The following is an 18,349-nucleotide window of genomic DNA, read 5'->3' on the forward strand; positions in this document are numbered from 1 at the left end:
TTAGCTAAGTACTTTGCTTGGTTCTAAATATGTACAGGCACTCCCTAGTGCCTGTTTTTTTGCATTCTCTACTGTTAGGAGTGAGGAGAATGGAAGAGGAATGCAAATACCACAAAAGGTTTTCTTTTCCTTCTGGGTTCACGCCGTTATTTTCGCATATACCACATTTTGGGTTATGATGGACGTGTATTACTAGGAAGGCGGAGTCACAGTTCGTTTATGAAATGGATGATCAGGTTATCAGGACTGCACTTGCATACCACCAAGGAAAGGGAAATCGAAGCGAAGAAATGAACAATAATAAAAATACAATTTATTTAAAAATGAGTATTGTGTTGATCGTTGCTACCATAGGTTGTCTACTTGTTGTTCACTACTTGCGTACCAAAACAAACACGAACATGTATCAATTTTTAACGTGGGACATTTTTTTGGCATGGGTTCCATTCATCATTTCATCAACGATTAGTTATGTAAGCAATAGGAAACTTACAAGAACGAGCATCGCACTAGTCGGGGTGATGTGTGCATGCTGGCTGTTCTTTCTACCGAATTCGGCATATCTTTTCACAGAAATTTTGCATGCATTCAGATACTTTGATCCTCAAGGGGAAACTAAATTCTGGGTTAATATTGATTTTTGGTATAGCCTTACCCTAGCGTTTGTCGTAGCCATACTTGGTTTACTTCTGTCCATTTGCTCCATACATCAAGTCCACAAATTGTTAAATAAACGATTAAACCAACTTAGTAGCATGGTAATTGTAGGCGTTATTTTACTTCTGAGCAGTTTAGGGGTATACATCGGGAGATTTAATCGGTGGAATAGTTGGGATGTCCTGAAGCAGCCTGACCTCATTTTGAAGGATATCATGACTGATTTAAGTGCGGGCAACAGCATTCTGGTTGAATTTGTGGCTATGGTATTTGTGATTCAAGTTTTGGGATATATTACACTTCGTATACTAATGGGGAAGTCCAATAATATCTAGACGATAATCGTATGGAACACCAACGTTTTAACTATTTTTGCTGAATGAGGTCCTATGGTACCATTGACCACAGATGAATCGGTACTCGATGCTCGATAGACCGAGTGGAAAGAGGGAGTGACTATGTTGAAGCAGGAATACTGGTTAACCAACGTATCATTGGAGCAAAGTTATGTAATGGAAGACGGGCAGGTAACTGGCACCCGGACGAGCCTTGGTCATCTGCGGATTGAAGATGGAGTCATTTCAGCCATCGTGGATGGGGATACGGAATTAACAAGCGAGTTGCCAAAGGTAGATGGTAAAGGATTGCTGCTGTTGCCTTCGTTCGAGGAAGCCCATATTCATTTGGATAAAACGTATTATGATGCACCATGGAAAGCGGTTCGACGCATCTCCAGCATTTTCGAACGTATCGAAGAAGAGAAAGTGTTGCTGCCCAAGCTATTACCCGATGCGAAGCGTCAGGCGGAGAGCATTCTGAGCCTGATTCAGGGATATGGGTCTACCCATGTGCGCAGTCATTGCAATATTGAACCGGTCAGCGGGTTGAAACGGCTGGAAGCGACAAAGCAGGCATTGGAGACATTTTCGGGCAAAATATCCTCTGAAATCGTCGCTTTCCCACAGCATGGACTTCTCCGCTCTAATTCGGTTGAGCTCATGCGTCAAGCCATGGCGGAAGGGGCTACTCATGTAGGTGGACTTGATCCTCACACCGTGGACGAGTATATTGAGAAATCGCTTAACGCAATGGTCGAACTGGCTGTTCAATATCAGGCAGGCATCGATATTCATTTGCATGATTCTGGAGAACCGGGTAAACAAACGTTGCTGCAATTGGCTGATCTGACCGAAGAAGCAGGACTTCAGGGTAAAGTTACCGTAAGCCATGCGTTCTGGTTCGCCCGTGCGGAGCAGCAAGAAGCGGAAGATATGGCCAAGCGATTGGCCTCCCTTGGTATGAGCGTTGCTTCGACCGTGCCTATCGGTAAAATGATGATGCCACTTCCGATGCTCCATCTACATGGGGTGAACGTGAAGCTGGCGACAGACAGTTTGACGGATCATTGGTCTCCATTTGGGAATGGAGATCAACTGGAGAAAGCCGGCCGTTTTGCCGAATTGTACGGGTATAACGATGAACGCTCCTTGGCTCAGTCTCTTGCATTTGTCACAAGTGGTATCACTCCACTGGATTCAGAGGGACAACAGTTATGGCCGAAGGTAGGGGATACAGCTAGTTTTGTACTGGTAGAAGCAAGTTGCTCGGCAGAGGCGGTTGCCAGAAGGTCTGCGCGACAAGCGGTATGGTTTGAAGGAAGACTGGTAAGTGGATCGGTAGAATAGAGCATACTGGAATGGATGGACCACGGGAAACCGTGGTTTTTTGTTCTGGACCTGTAAGGAAAGAACCGCTAATCAGCAGGTGGAAAAAGAGGAAGTTACTGTTCGCATATACCGCTTTTTGGGTTATTATGGACGTAGTTATCATTTAATTTACTATTTAAGTTGAGGAGTGGAACCTGATGATCAGAGAGGCCGAAGCAAGGGATGTCGAGGTTATTGAAAGGTTGTACAAAGAATTATTACCGAACAACCTGAATACGAAGGTACTGGCAGAGCGGATAGAAGAAGTAAGGGATAATCCCAACAGTTTCTTATTTGTTTACGAAGTCGGTGATCAGGTTATTGGGACTGCGCATTTACATATTTGTCTGGATGCTTTGGTGGAAAATAGACCGTTTGGCGTGGTTGAGCGGGTTATCATTACGGAACATGTGCAGAGCAAGGGATATGGATCTGAACTTATGAAGTATATAGAGAATGTATGCATACAGAAAAATTGTATAAAGGTGTTTCTCACCAGCGGTTCATCCAGGTACGAGGCACACGGCTTCTACACGAAGTTAGGGTACGATGGGGAATCCAGCAAGGCTTTTAAGAAATATTTATAAAACAGCTCAAGCTTTGATCGTATATTCGTATCCTTTAATTTTCTGAATTGATGGGAGGATATATAGATGAAAGACATGAACTACTATGAAACTTTTATTGCAGTAGCAGAAGATTGCCCTGTTAAAGTGGCAGAGATCCCCAAAGCCAAAAACGGCAGTAAAACCGTTCCAGTTATACAATATGAAATGATAGCAAACCACCCTTATCAATATACGCAAGAGGATGTCATGTTTGAAGTGTTCGCGCAGCGCAATCATATAACCGACGAACTAAGATCCATAGAGAGAACCAAGTTTTTCTCTAAGGGACAACCCTGTCTTCGTACTTCTTCGTTGGGTAAGCGTTACGGTTGGGGTATTCATCATAATTCACAAGGAAAAGTGGCGATCTACGCCGTTGAATCCGAAGTCTATAAAGAGTTCTTAAACGACAGCAGTTTAAAACATGTAAAGGCGATGCGTTCGAGCCGTCAATAGCTCTATTTGTTGGAGCACCAATGCTAAGCAGTCAGAATTTAAAAGAGAACTATAGGGAGGCAGTATGATAGTAGACCTCACTCCAGTAACGTTGGCAGAGAAAAATATGTTATCGAATCTGTATCAACTGTACCATTATGATTTCAGCGAATTTACAAGCGAGGATATCAATCAAGAAGGCAAATACGATGTGAATATTGACTTCATTTGGGAAGGTGATAACAGGTGGAGGCCATATTTCATTACGATTTCTGGCACTATAGCCGGCTTTGTGATTGTACTACTTGAAAATTTAGATACCGATCCAGATCCTACACATGTAATCTATGACTTTATGATCCTGAAGAAGTTTAGAAGAAGCGGGGTTGGATATGCTGCTGCGATGCAGATATTTGAGTTATACAAAGCCAATTGGGCACTTGCTCAGATGGAGAGTAACGCTCCTGCAATAGCGTTCTGGCGAAAGGTGTTAAAAGATTATACAAACGATCATTATACGGAAACATTCAGAGACGATGCCAGAAAGTATATTCAGACATTTAGTACGAAGGAATAAAAACAAACATAGGTTAAGGAGAAAAAAATGAAAATTCGTTCTGTCTCATTAGCTATTTTGAGGAAAGAAGATCGCATTTTGGTTCAGGAAATTAACTTCCCGGATATTTCAACTACTTTCTACAGACCTATTGGTGGAACGATAGAGTTCGGTGAGAACAGTAAGAAAACTCTGATCAGGGAGCTCAAGGAAGAGTTGGATCAAGAGATCGAAGAGCCCCGATTAATTTCCGTTATTGAAAATATTTTTGGGATAGAAGATGAATTAGGTCATGAAATTGATTTTATCTATGAAGCATCATTTATAGATAAATCTCAATACAACCAGGAAGAATTTGTTGGAATAGAAGGCTCTATCCCCTATAAAGCATGTTGGAAACCAATCACTTATTTTTCAACAACAATGGATGATGTAAAGCTAGTTCCTGATGGACCGTTCATTCAAAGGAATACGTTTGAAGAGAAGAACGGGATTATTCGTTACTACATAAAGAAAGATTAGCGTTGTACGCGTATGACAATATCCTGGTCATGATTGCCGAACCCGGAACCATAAAGTGTTAATCCCCCGACGTTAGCCCCCTCCTCGTCAACTGTGAAACGAAGCGTCCAGAATGGCTGCTCCAGTTTGATATCCTCGATCGTCACGTCCGACATCCGCTCTCCATCCATATACGTACCCGAGTCATCAACACGAATCGTCTTTAATAATCCATATTGATTCACATTGCGATGCCACCATGTTGGTGTATATTTGCCTCGGGCAGCTCTTCCGAAGTCAGCGGGGCTTGTCCACGTTCCAAGCGAAATGCCGTTAAACGTAAATCGGATATCCGATGGCCAATGATCTCTTAAACCCGGGGCTTCAGAAGCCAGTTCCACTGAAATTTCAATGGCGTTAGCAGTCTGATCGGGAAGCATATAGTTAGGCGTTTTGTATTCGACATAACCTCTTCCAAACCAAAGGATGGCAGCGTGAACCCGCTCAGGATCAAGAAAGTAGCGTGGGTCGTCCCAAACACCAATTTCTTTCTCGTGTGTTCCAAGTCCACAGGTAGGATGGATTTCAAATGCAGTATAGTGCCCCACTGAAATTGTCTGCTCTCTAATTCTTGCTGTCCGGCTGGGGGATGGTAGTTCGATCTCAATGTTATTTTGTTTGAGGAAACACAATTTGTGCGTGCCTCCATTCAGGCGTATCCTACGGCTATCAATCAGTCCGGCTTGCTCAAGCTTTCGTATGTGCATCGTGACGATGGAGGGGCTAAGTTCTAACGCAGCCGCAATATCCTTGACATTCATTTCGCTATCTGCAATCAAATCCATGATCCTCCATCTAACCTCGCTTGCCAGCGCTTCGTATAATGGTATAAATTTTGGATCTCCGTTCGCTTTGATCATCCTTAACAATCTCCTAACCAGATCTATTGAAATCATATATATATTAATTTAACGAAATTAACTTGACTCTTCAACTCTAACGCATTGAAAGAATGATTGCGATAGTGTTTAATTTTTTTATCTGCTTATGAAATTGGATTCTTAAATATATGAATTATAGAAAAAGAGGTGGCTCAAATGAAATACAATAATCCGGTTATTAAAGGATTCTATCCTGATCCGAGCATCTGCAAGGTGGATGACACTTATTATCTGGTGTGCAGTTCTTTTCAGTATTTTCCGGGTGTCCCGCTTTTTGAAAGCAAAGATTTATTGAATTGGACCCAAATCGGTCATTGTTTAACTCGAAAAAGCCAGATTCGTCTGGAGACGGTGGGCAGCTCTGGAGGTGTCTTCGCCCCTACAATTCGATACAACAATGGGCGATTCTATATGACCACGACGAACGACACGACGCGTCAAAATTTCTACATATGGACTGACGATATATACGGGGAGTGGTCAGAACCGATTATTGTGGATCAAGGGGGAATCGATCCGGATTTGTATTTTGAAGATGGTAAGGCCTTCTTTATGAGCAACGGGACCGATGATGAAGGGATTGGGGGAATCATTCAGTGTGAAATTGACATTGAAACAGGTCGCAAAAAGACTCCAAGCCGTTCAATATGGCAAGGATCAGGCGGACGTTATCTGGAAAGCCCACATTTGTATAAAATCAATGGATACTATTACCTCATAGCATCTGAAGGCGGAACCGAATACGGTCATATGGTCACGTATGCGCGGGGAGATTCTCCTTCGGGTCCTTTCGAACCCTATGCCAAGAATCCTGTTCTGACCAACCGTAATCTGGGCGGTTACGAACTACAAGGGGTTGGCCATGGTGACCTGATCCAGGACCAGGAAGGGAATTGGTGGATCTTCCATTTGGGATTCCGTCAGAGTGGGCAGTGGCTTACCTATCATCATCTGGGCCGAGAAGTATTCCTTACGCCAGTTAACTTTGATGAGGAAGGCTGGTTTACGGCAGGGCATGAAGGTACGACGCTTATGAGTTTTGACACTGATCGTATTTCCGACATAGTCATTCAACAAGAGAAGAAAAGCTATACGTTTGAGAACACGGATTGGAATCTGGACTGGTGTTATCTTCGTCATCCCAATACAGAAAATTATTTGTTAGAGCAAAGCAACTTAAAGTTAAAAGGAACCGAAGTGACACTGGATGTTCCAGCATCCCCGACATTCATTGGCCTACGCCAAAAAGACTTTGATGCGACCATCTCTGTTGACGTTAGTCTTACGAATGGCGAGGCAGGCATCACCATCTATATGGATGAACAGCACCATTATGACTTGGCCATTCGCAAAGAGCAGAGCGGGTATAAGGTGATTGAGCGTCTGAATATTGGGGATATCAAATCAGTCGAAAATGAAGTTGAACTGGGAAGTGATCATCATGCCACATTGGTTATACAGGCAAGCCATGAACGCTACAGCTTCCTAATTCATGCAGATGGCAAGGATATCCTCTTAGGTACAGCACAGACGAAATACCTTTCTTCCGAAGTTGCCGGGGGATTTACAGGGGTGCTCATTGGTCTATACGCGAGCGGAGAAGGTTCTGTAGCTGAGTTTTCTAAATTTAAGTGTGATTATATCTGAAAAGGTAAGGGGAGGGACTTTTGTTCCTTCTCTTTTTTTTACTTGCGTTAATATATAGAATAGGAATGGTATTAGTTGTAAAAAGAGAAACGCAATGATAGCGGTGTGGGTGTTCCAACTATATATAATCAAAAAATCTTCGATAGACTTGTATATAGTTATGATATAAGGAAGAGGTGTTTAAAGTGGAAATAAATTATGAAATGCCTGAAACATTACTAGACATCGTCCGAATAGATAAGGAACTACGTGAACGACATGATGGAACCTTCGAGGATTATGTGGGCTTTTATATTAGTTTCAATAATGATGATGATAGATATTACTGTACCCCAGATGATGCCATCGTATTTGGAAGAACTGGAGTAGATGGTGACCACTTTGCTTTTCTAACGTTTAACGGATCAATTAGTGATCTGGAAGAAGCTCCTATTATTTTTATTCAGCCTATGGCATCTGGTGATCAAGTAACTTTAGTGGCCAGAAATCTTAAGGAGTTATTAGCTTTATTCATTAATCTTAAGGAAATTTATGTATTGGAACGATTTAGACTTTATAAGAACAAATTAGATTTTATTAATGACTATAATGATAACTACTTAAAAGATATAAGACTGAGGGAGAAGGATAGTAATCTTATCAATGATCTATTGAGGAGGAGTGTCGAAGGTATAGTAAATATTGATGATGTATACGAATACATTACTGAGTTAAAGAAACAAATAAAACTAGAAATATATTATGATGATTTTTAGTTTTCGGATGACAGGTGTAGTCTAGTGGATTTAATAATTTTGAATGCGACAAAAGTAAAGAAAGACTTGTTGTTCCTTATATAGCTGGATTAGATAACAAAGGGAGGACTACATGGAAGATCAATGGAGAATTGCAACGTATGATCCTGCTTGGAGGCACATGTTCCTCGATACCGGAATGAATTTAAGAGAGGCGTTGGGAGAGACGGCTGTGCGGATTGACCATGTCGGATCAACTTCCATCGTCGGAATGGATGCCAAGCCGATCATAGATATACAAATTTCCGTATCTGATTATGATGGTTTGCTTAACTACAAGCATGAAATTGAAGCGTCCGGCTTCGTATTCAGAGAAGAAAATCCGGATAAAACCAAGCGATATTTTCGCGAAGTACCCGGATGCAGGAGAACGCATGTACATGTAAGACAAGCAGGGAGTTTCTCTGAGCAGATGAACTTGCTTTTTAGAGATTATTTGAGGGAACATCCAGCGGATCGATTGAAATACGCGGAAGAGAAGCACAGGCTTATGGCATTATATAAGGACCAGCGGCCAAAGTACGTGGAAGGCAAAGGACCGATGGTGTGGAGCATATTAGAGAAAGCTCATCTATGGTCCCAAGAAATCGGGTGGCAGCCGGGAGAATCTGACGCATAGGAACATTCATTGTATATGGATAACCTTATGGGAGTGGTGATATGAACATTGGAAGAAAGCTCCTGACGACCGTTCTAACCATCATTAGTTTCACTTTAATTGCAAGTATAATATCCATGAATCAATCTTACAGCTTTGATTTTTATATTCTTGTTTATCTTGTATATGCGACTCCCCTGATCACATTGATCGGGCTACCGTTATCTTTATTGCTGGACTATCTGTTGAGCAGAATTCAGTTCGTTAATCATGCCTTGTATCTAAGTTTGAGAATACTGGGTTACGCATGTTCTGGAGTCTTAGGAATGTATATCTATTATTTACTCATGGGCGCGGGAGAAGAAATTTTAAATTTTAAAGAGTCGATAGTTTTGACTTTATTTGGCGTTCTAGCTGCTATACTATTTGTGTTGATCGATGTGGGATTGGAAGGTTTGTTAACGGTGTGAAAACGGAAGAAGGAGTCATAACAATTGCTGATTTAATATTATTTTTCAGGAGGAATATAAGATGCCAACCCACTGTGCACTTCTTGTTATCGATGTTCAGGTAGCTATGTTCGATGAATCAGATCCCGTATATCAGGGGGACGTATTGCTTCAGAAAATACAACACGTCATTTCCAAGGCTCGGGAAAAAGGTCACTCCGTTATCTACATTCAGCATAGTGAAGGAGCAGGCAGTCCCCTTGAGCGTGGAACGGCAGGTTGGGCGATTCATCCGTCCATTGCGCCGATCACTGGTGACCTTATTATTGAAAAGCTTACACCGGATTCGTTTCACGAAACAGATCTGAACATGAAATTACAAGAAAACGAAGTGAAGGATCTTATTCTGACTGGCATGCAGACGGAAATATGCGTGGATACGACTTGTCGCAGAGCAAGTAGCCTTGGCTATGCACTAACCTTGGTTCGTGATGCTCACAGCACATGGAATTCCAACATTCTTCAAGCTGAGCAAATTATAGAACATCACAATTCGGTTCTGGGTATGTTTGCGAATGTGGTGGATACCGAAAATGTAATGAATGGATGAGATGAATTGACGTTTAATAAAAGAATATTTAATCTTTCGGCTTGGCTTGCTGTATTAGGTTTGATCTTTATTCCAGGAACAGCCTACACGGAGGGGACTTTACGAACTGAGTATGGTTTTCCATTGCGGTTTTTTACTGATTATCATTATAAGAAACCTGATGATACGATCTGGTTCCTTTCCAATGTTTATGTGAATGCTCTTCTTTATCTGTTTAATGTCCTGTTTATATACGCTGGAATTCATGTTTTACTCTATGTAAAGAAGAGAATGACGAAGCCAAAAGAGTAGGGAGCTGCGACGATCGCGGCTCTTTTTTTTCCATATCATGGGTTATGATAGAAGGCTTATGATAATTGAGGTATACAGCCAGCTAGCGGAATGAAAGTAGGGATCGTTGCAGAAATGCTGACGATCCTTTTTGTATACCTTTGCGGACGGTAGAGAACAGGGGAATTATATTAGACTAATAATATCCCATTAAGCTTCATGTCCACGTTTTGAGCTGGCCGCCCATAAAATTTTGAAATTGTAATTATTTTCTTATTGTATATACATGTAACTTATGGTAAATTTGCAAAGCTATTTTTATGTATATTTTTAAATAAGAGGGATTTTTAATTATGAAGAAAAGCACTTTGTTCGTAGGTTTGTCGGCATTATCCTTGGTAGCAGCTGTCACGCTTGCATCTGCAGCACCAACAAATAATGTAGGGGACTCATCAGCAACTACTGCATCTGCACAAGGCGAAGGAATCATTACCCCAATGGCAGTTGATAATGAGATTGTGAATTCACAGATTTCCGGAAGTAGCTACACGAAGAGTTTTAATATCCAAGCAAATTATGGATGGGTCAAAGTTTGGGTTCAAAATACATCTAAGGAAACCCTAACTGTCCGAGTTACTCAAAGTACTCTGTCTAGTACTCAAAAAATGTTATTCTCTGTAGCTCCTGGTGTAACTTGGTCTGAATATGGAACAAAACCATGGGCAACAGGTACCCACTGGGTTAGCATCAGCACTAAAAACAGTGGCAACATGTCAGGATTGCTTTCTGTTAAACTTGCAAATACGAAGGAAGAGCTTTAATACGAAATAAAATAGAAATCTTAGGCTGCAAACTGAATTCGGTATTTACCGGCGTCAGATGTTGTTTTCAACTAGCAGGCTGTCAAAAAAGGATCGTTGCAGATATGCTGACGATCCTTTTTTTGTATACCTTTAGGGACGATAGAGAAATGTAAAATTATATTAGAGTGATGATGCCTCTTTAAGTTATGGGGCAGGATAGTTGAAATATATGGTAATATTACATTGAGAATAAATTGCTTGGGTAAACAAGGGTATCATCTCTTTTATGTAAAGGAGAGGAGTATGGTTATGGTTAGTAAAGAAATAAGGGGCATAATTGAAAATTATCTTGAAGCATACAATTCATTTGATATTGAAAGAATGGTCGAACTCTTACATAATGACATAATATTCAGTAATATTTCCAATGGAGAAACTACAACGGAGACCAGAGGAATACAAGCATTTAGGGAGTTGGCAGAACAGTCGTCAACGATGTTCTCTAGCCGTCGCCAGACAATTACCGATTACAGTGTTATAAATGACAAAGTAGAGGTAGGAATCGATTATGAAGGTATTCTTGCCGTGGATTTTCCTAATGGATTAAAGAGTGGGGATAAGCTGCAATTAAAAGGAAAGACAACATTCGAGATTAAGGAAGGAAAAATTTCTTTGATTGAAGATTACAGTTGAATACACCACACGTTTTTTAAGCTAACGGGTAACGTTAGTTCAAATGAGTATGGAGCAGCCTGCAGATAAGTAAGCGTAATGATTTATACGTTTAGGAACCCCGATCAGCGCTGTGATTACGTAATGGATGCATAAGTTTCTAAAAGTTTTTGGAAGCATGACATTGGATTTTGGAAAACACCTTGAACATTCGGACAAAACTTTTGCCAATATGGAACTGATCAAAATACTTAAAAAGCATGATATATAAATTGAACTAAACATTTACACGAGAACGTAGAGGGCAGAAATAACCTGAAGAAGCGGAGCGTTCGCCTTTATCCCCGGATTTTCCCCTTTGAAAAAGGGATTCCAAAAAATCTGGGGATAACAGCGATCGGAAGGTTGTTCTGTCATCGGAGTGGCAAGTGTAAATATTTTTTAGTTCAATTATATAGAAAAGGAGAATTGGCTAAATGGAATCTTTCTTTCGTTATAACTGGATCGTGCGTGAGCAATGGTTTCAGTGGTGTGAGGATGTACCGCTGGAAGAGCTGCTTCGACCTCGGACGGGGGGAGTAGGCAATATTTTGCAAACGTTTTTTCATATCATCGATGTAGAGTGGAGCTGGCTCCAAGTATTGCAGGGCAAACCGGATGGTATGGAGAATTTTGATAATTATAAAACACTGGAAGCCGTACGACAATTCGACCGCAAGCTGCGACCTGATGTGGAGGCATTTGTTCTATCCTGGGACCCCAGCATGGAAAAGAGACCTTGCATTGATCCCGAATTGGATAGCACCGTCGCCAAGGAATCGTGGGGAGAAGTGATGCGACACGTGATTGCTCATGAGATTCACCATATGGGGCAGTTATCGGTATGGTCCAGAGAACTGGACAAGAAGCCTGTGTCTGCCAATTTCATTGGTAAAGGACTTATTACACCTGATAACTAGATTAGAAAAGGAGACACTATGATTCATTGCAGAGAAGCTAGAATTGGGGATGGCGAGGGGATTAGCCAATTATCCCATCAACTGGGTTACACCAGTACAACAGAAGAGATCATCGAAAGGTTGAATCGACTAGGCTCAATGACTGATCATTATGTTTGCGTAGCTGAGATCGATTCCCTTGTTGTGGGTTGGGGGCACGTACAGGGAAGATATTCTATCGAAAGTGTACCTTTTGCTGAAATTGGTGGCTTGGTTGTCGATGAGCATCATAGAGGTGCGGGAATTGGTAAAAAGATCATGAGCGAATGTGAGAAGTGGGCACGGATGAACGGGTTTAACAAGATTCGCGTGCGATCAAGCGGTAAAAGGGAAGCGGCGCATCGGTTCTATATTGCCATCGGATATAATGAGAAGAAGTGGCAGAAGGTTTTTGATAAATCATTATAAAGATCTATGGAGTATCGAATGCCGTTATTTCTAATTTCACAGAGAAGGGTAGGGAAATATGAGTATAACGCTGGAAAGTATCCGCTGGGTCGAGTTGAGCGAAGAAATTCGCTGCCTGCTTGAAAAACCATACAAAATGCTTCCCCTCTCACCAGGCTTGGAAGCAGACGTTGTGAAGATAGAATGTACAGATCACAATTATGTGTTAAAGATATGGAACAAGGACTCCAAACCCAATATTCGCAACCAGTATGAGCTATTATCTGAACTATATGAGAGTGGAATACAAGTCTCCCAACCGTATGGTTGGGGCATGGATGTGGATTCTAATCAAGTCCTGTTAACGAGTTATGACGGGGAGCCTATAGCCAAGTTAAGCAAAACCAAGCTGGAGCAATTGGCTCAAAAGTTAATTCAAGTCCATGGTTATGATGTAAAGGATACAGGTAACGCGGCTGCAAATTACATACCACAATATGATTTCGTTGGATATTTTTTTCCCTCCATTGAACTGCATGAGGATATGCATCAGATTCTGACGACCCTTCTTCAACGGACTGAGTTGAGGCAAGATCATTTGATCCATGGTGATTATAACCTGGGAAATGTTCTGGAGGCAGGTGATCAATATGCGATCATCGATTGGACAAATGGTCAGCGTGGTGATCCCAGATACGATATGGCGTGGTCCATTTTTTTGATGACGATCTATACGGGGGAACGAAACGGTAAGATGTACAGTGCTCTATTCAAGAGTCTGACGGAATACACACCAGACGATGCGGAGATTTTTGAAGCGATGGCTTGTTTGCGCTGGATTCTATTAAAGCGAGTGTCTAATGTTCCTCTGGGGCCGGGTGTGATGCAGCGGATTAAAAAGATTATTGGCAATAATTCATATTTAAATGATGAACTGCTGTAGTAGTGTCCTAAACTATCCTTCACTGCATACCTATGGTATAGAGGAGCGTGATGGGTATGGAACAGAAGGTGCAAACCTATTTTGAACTGAAACAGCAGCAAAAAGAAATTGAACAACGTCTATCTGTGTTACGAGATGAGATTGTCGGGTATTGTGAGGAGCAGGGTGTTTATGAGACGCAAGTTGGCGGATACGCTGTGAAAACGGTGCTTCAGCACCGCAAGGAATATAATGATCAGAAGCTGTATGCTTCCCTTCCCGATCCGGACATCTGGCGACTTCTGTCCAAGGTGGACAGTCATAAGCTGAAAAGCCTGATCAAACTGAACATACTGACTGAGGAGCAGATTAGTCCAGCTTGTACGGTGAAGCCGGTAACATTATTACAGGTGGACAAGTTGTAACCCTTCACACGCCATTACAGATTAACCATTCTATGATCGTCATCACAAAGCACCTTCCACGGCATATTGCTCTGCTGTCATCATCGACGGAATACGGAGGTGTTTTTGTTTTTTTGCGTGGAAGCAAAAACTGGCCTTTGTATATTCGATCAGCAGCTCAGCCAAAGAAGCCGTTCTGGAGTAACATTAAGAGAGCAAATATGGGCTCCTTGTCATTCGCTCATATTTGCAAATGCTCCCCGAGGAGCTGATTAAACCGGTCACGAGGTGGCCGGTTTTTTTGTTGTATGCAAAAGTTGTGTGCCAATTTCAGCCGTGCGTTTTAAGGCATCTGTAAGCATAGGCCTGATTCAGTGCCGTAATGAAAGTAAGTGAATTGCTTTAAACCGTTATGCGAGTAGTTTATATGTTATAATTTGTAATTAATTCATATGCCATCTTTGATAGGGGGGGAATGAAGACTTTCCCATCCCTGTCCATATTCAATGGAATGAAGATCAGGAAGAGACAGTATATCTTCATAAGTTGTAGACCGATGAGTTGAGGAGATGGACTATGAGGAAAAAAATCATTTCGATCGTGCTTGCCATCTGGGTATTGATGATTGTGATCAGTGTGGTTCTTCTGTTTCTGCCCAGAACGATCCATCTTGATGGTGTGGGTGTAAAGTATCGGCTGGGGGGAGAAGACAACAGGGAGCCAGAGCAAACGGTTCATATCAAGATGGATGGCAAGCGTTATCTAACGACCTCGGGTGATTACATATTCAAAGGAACCATTGATATTGAAGGTGAGCCTTTCCCTGTACCCGAAGATCAAAAGATGCTCAAAATTCGTTTTCATAAAGGATACGGATCGATGGAGTACATCATTTTTGAAAATGGGAAAACGGATATCTTCCTATACGGAACACTATTTGTTGATCGTGCATTCAGCAAACTCACCATCGCCATTTCCGAGAAGGATTCGAACGAAGAGCAGAACAGTAAAAGCTGGAGCGCCGAAGATGGGCTTATGCTCTCGATGCCTGCAACGAATCGTTCCGAAGCTATTCAGCTCTCTAATGAACTGATGGAAACCTATCTCGGGGGCGATACATTAAAATGAGAAACAAAATCATAAACATAAACATAAACAGGCATGCATTTACGTTGAGGGCCTTCCCCCTTCATGTAAACGACATGCCTGTTTTTTTTATTTATGCTGCAAATCTCTAGTCATCTTGCGTTCAGTTTCCAAGCAAAGCTTGTTCTACTTCATCTAGAACCTGACCATAGGCAATCGGTCCAAATCCAGCTACCCAGACCGTGTTGTCCACCATGTAGACCTGGTTACTTTTCACAGCTTTCAGGCCTTTCCAGACTGCATTGTCACGCAGCTTAGTGAGTGCTTGTTCGTTATCTGCTTCACTACCGGAGATGATCATGAAAATACGATCCGGATTCAATTCAGGCAACAATTCGAGCGACACATTCTCAATAACTTCATTCATGACGATGCCTGCTTTGGCAAGATCAGGTGCATGGAGTCCGGCTATATCGTACAGCAGGTTCGGAGAATAGAAGGCGTCAGGTGATTTGTCACTTGGAGCAAATACCTGAATCTGCTTATCGGTCAAACGAAAAATCAGAATGGTATCATCCGCGGCATCGCTGGCAGCAACCTTGGTGCCCAGATCCTTCGCCTTTTGATACAACTGATCCACGATTTCGTCTGCCTCTTTTTCTTTGCCCAATACTTTGGCTGTATCCTTGAACCATTCAAGCGAATTGCTGAAGTAGCTGCTCATATATACCGGTCCAATTGCGCTGATCGCGTCGTATTCATCAACAAGTACTTCATTGGACAGAATGAGATCCGGCTCTGTGTCCAGAAGTGCTTCCTTGTTGAATTCATTGACGGAACCGAGCGGTACGACGCCTTCGAGCTTGTCCTTCAGATAGGCAGGCATCTCCTGGCCGACTTGGGTCACCATGGCGTATGGTTTCATGCCCAATGCCACGAGGTGATCGGCATACGCATAGGTCAAGCCAGCGATACGCTTGGGTTCGGCAGGAATATCAACAGGACCCTTAATACCCTCAACGGTGCGTGTCTCTGTACTGATTGCCTCGCTATCCGACGATGAGGTGCCGTTGGTGCTCTCTGTTGACTCACTGGTTGTGGAAGTAGATTTACCCGTAGAAGCTTGTTCGGCCTTGGAGCACCCGGCAAGCAGAATAAGCAGCAGCATTAGCATGATGCTTGCCTTCAAATTGGTTTTGAATCCACGTTTGTTTCTTCTATCTGTATTCATATGTGCATGTTCCCCTTTACTGATTATCATTCTCAATTACTAGTATAGGAGAGAAGATTCCGTGCGTCGAGGCACAAAAGGAACCATTCACATGCACGGTAGTGACCGAAGGCGCTCGGGAATTTCACGTAATAACAGATCATGCGAGAAGGCATTATAGCTACCGAGTACATAATTCATCTGATCCCAATAAACCCGCCCCCGCTTCACCGCTTCCCGCGCTTTCCACCAGGGTGAGTTCAACCATCTCTGCTGCTCGGCATCACTGACCGAAGGGTGGAACACTAGCATGATGTAATCGGCGTCCAGATCGTCCATTTTCCAATCCTCAGCAATATAGTGGCTTTGCTGTTCATGGATCAGGGAAGGGGTGGACAATTGCAGATCCTGATACAGGACCGCACCCATATGGCGGTAGCCGGCAACAAAACAATCCTGACTTCGAACGAGTAACGACACGATTGAAGCAGAGCCAATCTGCTGACGAAGATGGGTTGCAGCCTGATGGGATTTCTCATCATATTCATCCAGCCAGCTGCAAGCTTGTTGATTTCGTCCGGTAGCCTCAGCAATTTCGAGGAACTGACTGCGCCAGTCCTGGGATTGAAAAGCAATCGTCTGTGTAGGTGCAATCTGGTGCAACTGCTGAACATGTGCCTCGTCTGCATATTCACTGGTCAGAATCAGATCCGGTTCAGCCCGGAGCAATGTAGTTGAATCGGGCGCATCCCCTTCATAGGCATTCATGAAAAGCGTATGATCCAGCAAAGAGGTTTCGGCTTTGAAAGAAGGACCCGTTGCGGCGCAAGGCTCCAGTCCCAGTGCTAGCAGATGACCTGTATATTGATTATTCATGGCGGCCACCCTGATCTGGCGTGGATTTGAATGAATATAGACGGTGGGCGAGAGGCCCACGGTTTTTTTGAATATACGACTGAAGTATAAAGGGTTGTTATAACCCACTTGAGCGGCTACATCCTGTATGGAGCTTTGTTGCCTGGTGAGCAGCCGTTTGGCATGATGCATTCGAATGTCGGTCAGATATTCTTGCGGACTTTTGCCCACGTTTTTCTTGAAAAAACGGGAGTAGTACCCCTCGGAGAAACCTGCCCGTTCGGCAAGCTGTTGGCGTGTAATCGGCGTCTGATAGTTCTGCTCCATGTAACGCAGCGCATCCAGTACAAGACTGGCCGAGTCATAATGGGAGGTGGCTTCAAGCCGTTCTCCTACATCTGCGACCCATTGCAGAAATTGTCCTTGGATACGAATCTGCTGCCAATGATTATGCTTCTGCCAGAGTATATGCAGTTCTTTGATTAACTCGCGTTCATGGGATTGCAGAATACCCACACGGTTATGCTCAAAAAGGGGAGGGAGAATAAGAGCCTCTTCGGAATCCTCTCTATTCGAGACTTGCCCCTCGATCTCCAACGCGATGATGCGTAATGGATCTGCGGAAGTCTGTCTAATCTGCAGCTGCTTGCCATCCTGGAGAAAAATAAAATGCCCTGCCTTAAGATCGCGATGCTGACGATTCACGGTCAGACAGATCTCTCCATCCTCCAGGAGCAATAACAGTTGTCCTTCTGTATGTGTGAACGGGTTGCCGTTAGAGGGCAGCCTGGTGTGGTGCTCAATGGATGTAAGATTGTACATCGAGATGTCCCCCTCTATGAAGCCGATTTCAGTGTGTGTTTAAAGGCATTGAAGTCAAAGCCTATGTATTATCTTATCATTCTAGCGAGTATCAGAAGTGCTATCAATCATCTTCGTCATCTTCGATGTTCCCTTCGTTGTTTTCCCATCCTCTTTAATGATCCAGTACGCGATGATATCTGATTAATAGCGTTTACATTGAAACTCGAAGTAAAACACCGAAATTAAATGGATTATCCTCCTAAAACGAACGATCTACCGTTGATTAAGTATGCCAAATGTTAGTCCGATTATATAAGCTTATTTTGTAGGCCACACCCTTCTGGACTATACAAAATAAAGGATAAAGGAGAGTCTTTGTGAATCCGAACACAATCGCAAAAGAACGCCTTCCCTGGTCAGCTCTACTCGCTTTGGC

At 42.7% G+C, this 18,349-nt stretch carries 21 protein-coding genes; 18 read left to right on the plus strand and 3 right to left on the minus strand.

Features of this window, described 5'->3' with window-relative positions; genetic code table 11:
• Nucleotides 1-224: 224 nt before the first annotated feature.
• The 6 genes from BLV50_RS19875 to BLV50_RS19900 all read left to right on the plus strand — a co-directional run bounded on the left by BLV50_RS19875 (nt 225) and on the right by BLV50_RS19900 (nt 4,484).
• Nucleotides 225-992 carry a DUF1361 domain-containing protein gene (locus BLV50_RS19875; RefSeq protein ID WP_083584780.1) on the plus strand — a complete coding sequence of 256 codons (768 nt, stop codon included), beginning with the start codon at nt 225-227 and terminating at the stop codon, nt 990-992.
• Nucleotides 993-1,115: 123 nt separating this feature from the next.
• Nucleotides 1,116-2,342, plus strand: a complete 1,227-nt coding sequence (locus BLV50_RS19880) for an amidohydrolase (protein ID WP_090809566.1) — start codon at nt 1,116-1,118, stop codon at nt 2,340-2,342.
• Nucleotides 2,343-2,521: 179 nt separating this feature from the next.
• On the plus strand, nt 2,522-2,950 hold the full coding sequence (locus BLV50_RS19885) for a GNAT family N-acetyltransferase (protein WP_064635931.1): 429 nt from the start codon (nt 2,522-2,524) through the stop codon (nt 2,948-2,950).
• A gap of 66 nt (nt 2,951-3,016) precedes the next feature.
• Nucleotides 3,017-3,427 carry a DUF6157 family protein gene (locus BLV50_RS19890; RefSeq protein ID WP_090809568.1) on the plus strand — a complete coding sequence of 137 codons (411 nt, stop codon included), beginning with the start codon at nt 3,017-3,019 and terminating at the stop codon, nt 3,425-3,427.
• A 64-nt stretch (nt 3,428-3,491) separates the two neighbouring features.
• Nucleotides 3,492-3,983: a GNAT family N-acetyltransferase gene (locus BLV50_RS19895; RefSeq protein WP_090809570.1), complete on the plus strand. Its 492-nt coding sequence runs from the start codon at nt 3,492-3,494 to the stop codon at nt 3,981-3,983.
• 27 nt (nt 3,984-4,010) lie between these two features.
• Nucleotides 4,011-4,484, plus strand: a complete 474-nt coding sequence (locus BLV50_RS19900) for an NUDIX hydrolase (RefSeq protein ID WP_090809572.1) — start codon at nt 4,011-4,013, stop codon at nt 4,482-4,484.
• On the opposite strand, the gene BLV50_RS19905 is transcribed toward BLV50_RS19900, so the two are convergent.
• The gene (locus BLV50_RS19905; RefSeq protein WP_063565274.1) at nt 4,481-5,383 is read right to left on the minus strand and encodes an ArsR/SmtB family transcription factor; all 903 of its coding nucleotides are present in this window, start codon (nt 5,381-5,383) and stop codon (nt 4,481-4,483) included. The two genes, BLV50_RS19900 and BLV50_RS19905, sit on opposite strands and share 4 nt — an antisense overlap.
• 177 nt (nt 5,384-5,560) lie before the next feature.
• Here BLV50_RS19905 and BLV50_RS19910 point away from each other — a divergent pair, with 177 nt between their 5' ends.
• The 12 genes from BLV50_RS19910 to BLV50_RS19970 all read left to right on the plus strand — a co-directional run bounded on the left by BLV50_RS19910 (nt 5,561) and on the right by BLV50_RS19970 (nt 15,086).
• Nucleotides 5,561-7,051: a glycoside hydrolase family 43 protein gene (locus BLV50_RS19910; RefSeq protein ID WP_090809574.1), complete on the plus strand. Its 1,491-nt coding sequence runs from the start codon at nt 5,561-5,563 to the stop codon at nt 7,049-7,051.
• A gap of 203 nt (nt 7,052-7,254) precedes the next feature.
• The gene (locus BLV50_RS19915; protein ID WP_218135411.1) at nt 7,255-7,806 is read left to right on the plus strand and encodes a hypothetical protein; all 552 of its coding nucleotides are present in this window, start codon (nt 7,255-7,257) and stop codon (nt 7,804-7,806) included.
• A 112-nt stretch (nt 7,807-7,918) separates the two neighbouring features.
• Nucleotides 7,919-8,464, plus strand: a complete 546-nt coding sequence (locus BLV50_RS19920; protein ID WP_090809578.1) for a GrpB family protein — start codon at nt 7,919-7,921, stop codon at nt 8,462-8,464.
• A 41-nt stretch (nt 8,465-8,505) separates the two neighbouring features.
• Nucleotides 8,506-8,913 (plus strand): hypothetical protein, encoded by a 408-nt coding sequence (locus tag BLV50_RS19925; RefSeq protein WP_090809580.1) that lies wholly within the window; start codon nt 8,506-8,508, stop codon nt 8,911-8,913.
• A gap of 61 nt (nt 8,914-8,974) precedes the next feature.
• On the plus strand, nt 8,975-9,502 hold the full coding sequence (locus BLV50_RS19930; protein WP_090809582.1) for a cysteine hydrolase family protein: 528 nt from the start codon (nt 8,975-8,977) through the stop codon (nt 9,500-9,502).
• Between the two features lie 623 nt (nt 9,503-10,125).
• Nucleotides 10,126-10,593: a hypothetical protein gene (locus BLV50_RS19940; protein ID WP_090809584.1), complete on the plus strand. Its 468-nt coding sequence runs from the start codon at nt 10,126-10,128 to the stop codon at nt 10,591-10,593.
• 291 nt (nt 10,594-10,884) lie between these two features.
• A complete protein-coding gene (locus BLV50_RS19945) occupies nt 10,885-11,268 on the plus strand; it encodes a nuclear transport factor 2 family protein (RefSeq protein WP_090809997.1) in 384 nt (127 codons plus the stop codon).
• A 455-nt stretch (nt 11,269-11,723) separates the two neighbouring features.
• Nucleotides 11,724-12,206 carry a DinB family protein gene (locus tag BLV50_RS19950; RefSeq protein WP_064635943.1) on the plus strand — a complete coding sequence of 161 codons (483 nt, stop codon included), beginning with the start codon at nt 11,724-11,726 and terminating at the stop codon, nt 12,204-12,206.
• An 18-nt stretch (nt 12,207-12,224) separates the two neighbouring features.
• Nucleotides 12,225-12,653, plus strand: a complete 429-nt coding sequence (locus BLV50_RS19955) for a GNAT family N-acetyltransferase (protein WP_064635944.1) — start codon at nt 12,225-12,227, stop codon at nt 12,651-12,653.
• A gap of 58 nt (nt 12,654-12,711) precedes the next feature.
• Nucleotides 12,712-13,575, plus strand: a complete 864-nt coding sequence (locus BLV50_RS19960) for an aminoglycoside phosphotransferase family protein (protein ID WP_256336618.1) — start codon at nt 12,712-12,714, stop codon at nt 13,573-13,575.
• A gap of 50 nt (nt 13,576-13,625) precedes the next feature.
• Nucleotides 13,626-13,979, plus strand: a complete 354-nt coding sequence (locus BLV50_RS19965; protein ID WP_090809586.1) for a hypothetical protein — start codon at nt 13,626-13,628, stop codon at nt 13,977-13,979.
• Between the two features lie 555 nt (nt 13,980-14,534).
• A complete protein-coding gene (locus BLV50_RS19970) occupies nt 14,535-15,086 on the plus strand; it encodes a hypothetical protein (RefSeq protein WP_090809588.1) in 552 nt (183 codons plus the stop codon).
• Between the two features lie 121 nt (nt 15,087-15,207).
• Here the strand turns inward: BLV50_RS19970 and BLV50_RS19975 are convergent, their stop codons facing one another.
• A complete protein-coding gene (locus tag BLV50_RS19975; protein ID WP_177031227.1) occupies nt 15,208-16,275 on the minus strand; it encodes an ABC transporter substrate-binding protein in 1,068 nt (355 codons plus the stop codon).
• Between the two features lie 87 nt (nt 16,276-16,362).
• Nucleotides 16,363-17,931, minus strand: coding sequence for a helix-turn-helix domain-containing protein (locus tag BLV50_RS19980; RefSeq protein ID WP_090809592.1), 1,569 nt, complete (start codon nt 17,929-17,931; stop codon nt 16,363-16,365).
• Between the last annotated feature and the right edge of the window lie 418 nt (nt 17,932-18,349).

It is taken from the genome of Paenibacillus sp. 276b, assembly GCF_900107875.1.
GTDB lineage: Bacteria > Bacillota > Bacilli > Paenibacillales > Paenibacillaceae > Paenibacillus > Paenibacillus marchantiae.

Coding starts and splice junctions, on each gene's coding strand:
- BLV50_RS19910 (WP_090809574.1), top strand. CDS start 5,561: ATGAAATACAATAATCCGGTTATTAAAGGATTCTATCCTGATCCGAGC.
- BLV50_RS19880 (WP_090809566.1), top strand. CDS start 1,116: ATGTTGAAGCAGGAATACTGGTTAACCAACGTATCATTGGAGCAAAGT.
- BLV50_RS19890 (WP_090809568.1), top strand. CDS start 3,017: ATGAAAGACATGAACTACTATGAAACTTTTATTGCAGTAGCAGAAGAT.
- BLV50_RS19885 (WP_064635931.1), top strand. CDS start 2,522: ATGATCAGAGAGGCCGAAGCAAGGGATGTCGAGGTTATTGAAAGGTTG.
- BLV50_RS19930 (WP_090809582.1), top strand. CDS start 8,975: ATGCCAACCCACTGTGCACTTCTTGTTATCGATGTTCAGGTAGCTATG.
- BLV50_RS19950 (WP_064635943.1), top strand. CDS start 11,724: ATGGAATCTTTCTTTCGTTATAACTGGATCGTGCGTGAGCAATGGTTT.
- BLV50_RS19940 (WP_090809584.1), top strand. CDS start 10,126: ATGAAGAAAAGCACTTTGTTCGTAGGTTTGTCGGCATTATCCTTGGTA.
- BLV50_RS19960 (WP_256336618.1), top strand. CDS start 12,712: ATGAGTATAACGCTGGAAAGTATCCGCTGGGTCGAGTTGAGCGAAGAA.
- BLV50_RS19965 (WP_090809586.1), top strand. CDS start 13,626: ATGGGTATGGAACAGAAGGTGCAAACCTATTTTGAACTGAAACAGCAG.
- BLV50_RS19925 (WP_090809580.1), top strand. CDS start 8,506: ATGAACATTGGAAGAAAGCTCCTGACGACCGTTCTAACCATCATTAGT.
- BLV50_RS19875 (WP_083584780.1), top strand. CDS start 225: ATGGATGATCAGGTTATCAGGACTGCACTTGCATACCACCAAGGAAAG.
- BLV50_RS19895 (WP_090809570.1), top strand. CDS start 3,492: ATGATAGTAGACCTCACTCCAGTAACGTTGGCAGAGAAAAATATGTTA.
- BLV50_RS19955 (WP_064635944.1), top strand. CDS start 12,225: ATGATTCATTGCAGAGAAGCTAGAATTGGGGATGGCGAGGGGATTAGC.
- BLV50_RS19970 (WP_090809588.1), top strand. CDS start 14,535: ATGAGGAAAAAAATCATTTCGATCGTGCTTGCCATCTGGGTATTGATG.
- BLV50_RS19920 (WP_090809578.1), top strand. CDS start 7,919: ATGGAAGATCAATGGAGAATTGCAACGTATGATCCTGCTTGGAGGCAC.
- BLV50_RS19900 (WP_090809572.1), top strand. CDS start 4,011: ATGAAAATTCGTTCTGTCTCATTAGCTATTTTGAGGAAAGAAGATCGC.
- BLV50_RS19905 (WP_063565274.1), bottom strand. CDS start 5,383: ATGATCAAAGCGAACGGAGATCCAAAATTTATACCATTATACGAAGCG.
- BLV50_RS19915 (WP_218135411.1), top strand. CDS start 7,255: ATGCCTGAAACATTACTAGACATCGTCCGAATAGATAAGGAACTACGT.
- BLV50_RS19980 (WP_090809592.1), bottom strand. CDS start 17,931: ATGTACAATCTTACATCCATTGAGCACCACACCAGGCTGCCCTCTAAC.
- BLV50_RS19975 (WP_177031227.1), bottom strand. CDS start 16,275: ATGAATACAGATAGAAGAAACAAACGTGGATTCAAAACCAATTTGAAG.
- BLV50_RS19945 (WP_090809997.1), top strand. CDS start 10,885: ATGGTTAGTAAAGAAATAAGGGGCATAATTGAAAATTATCTTGAAGCA.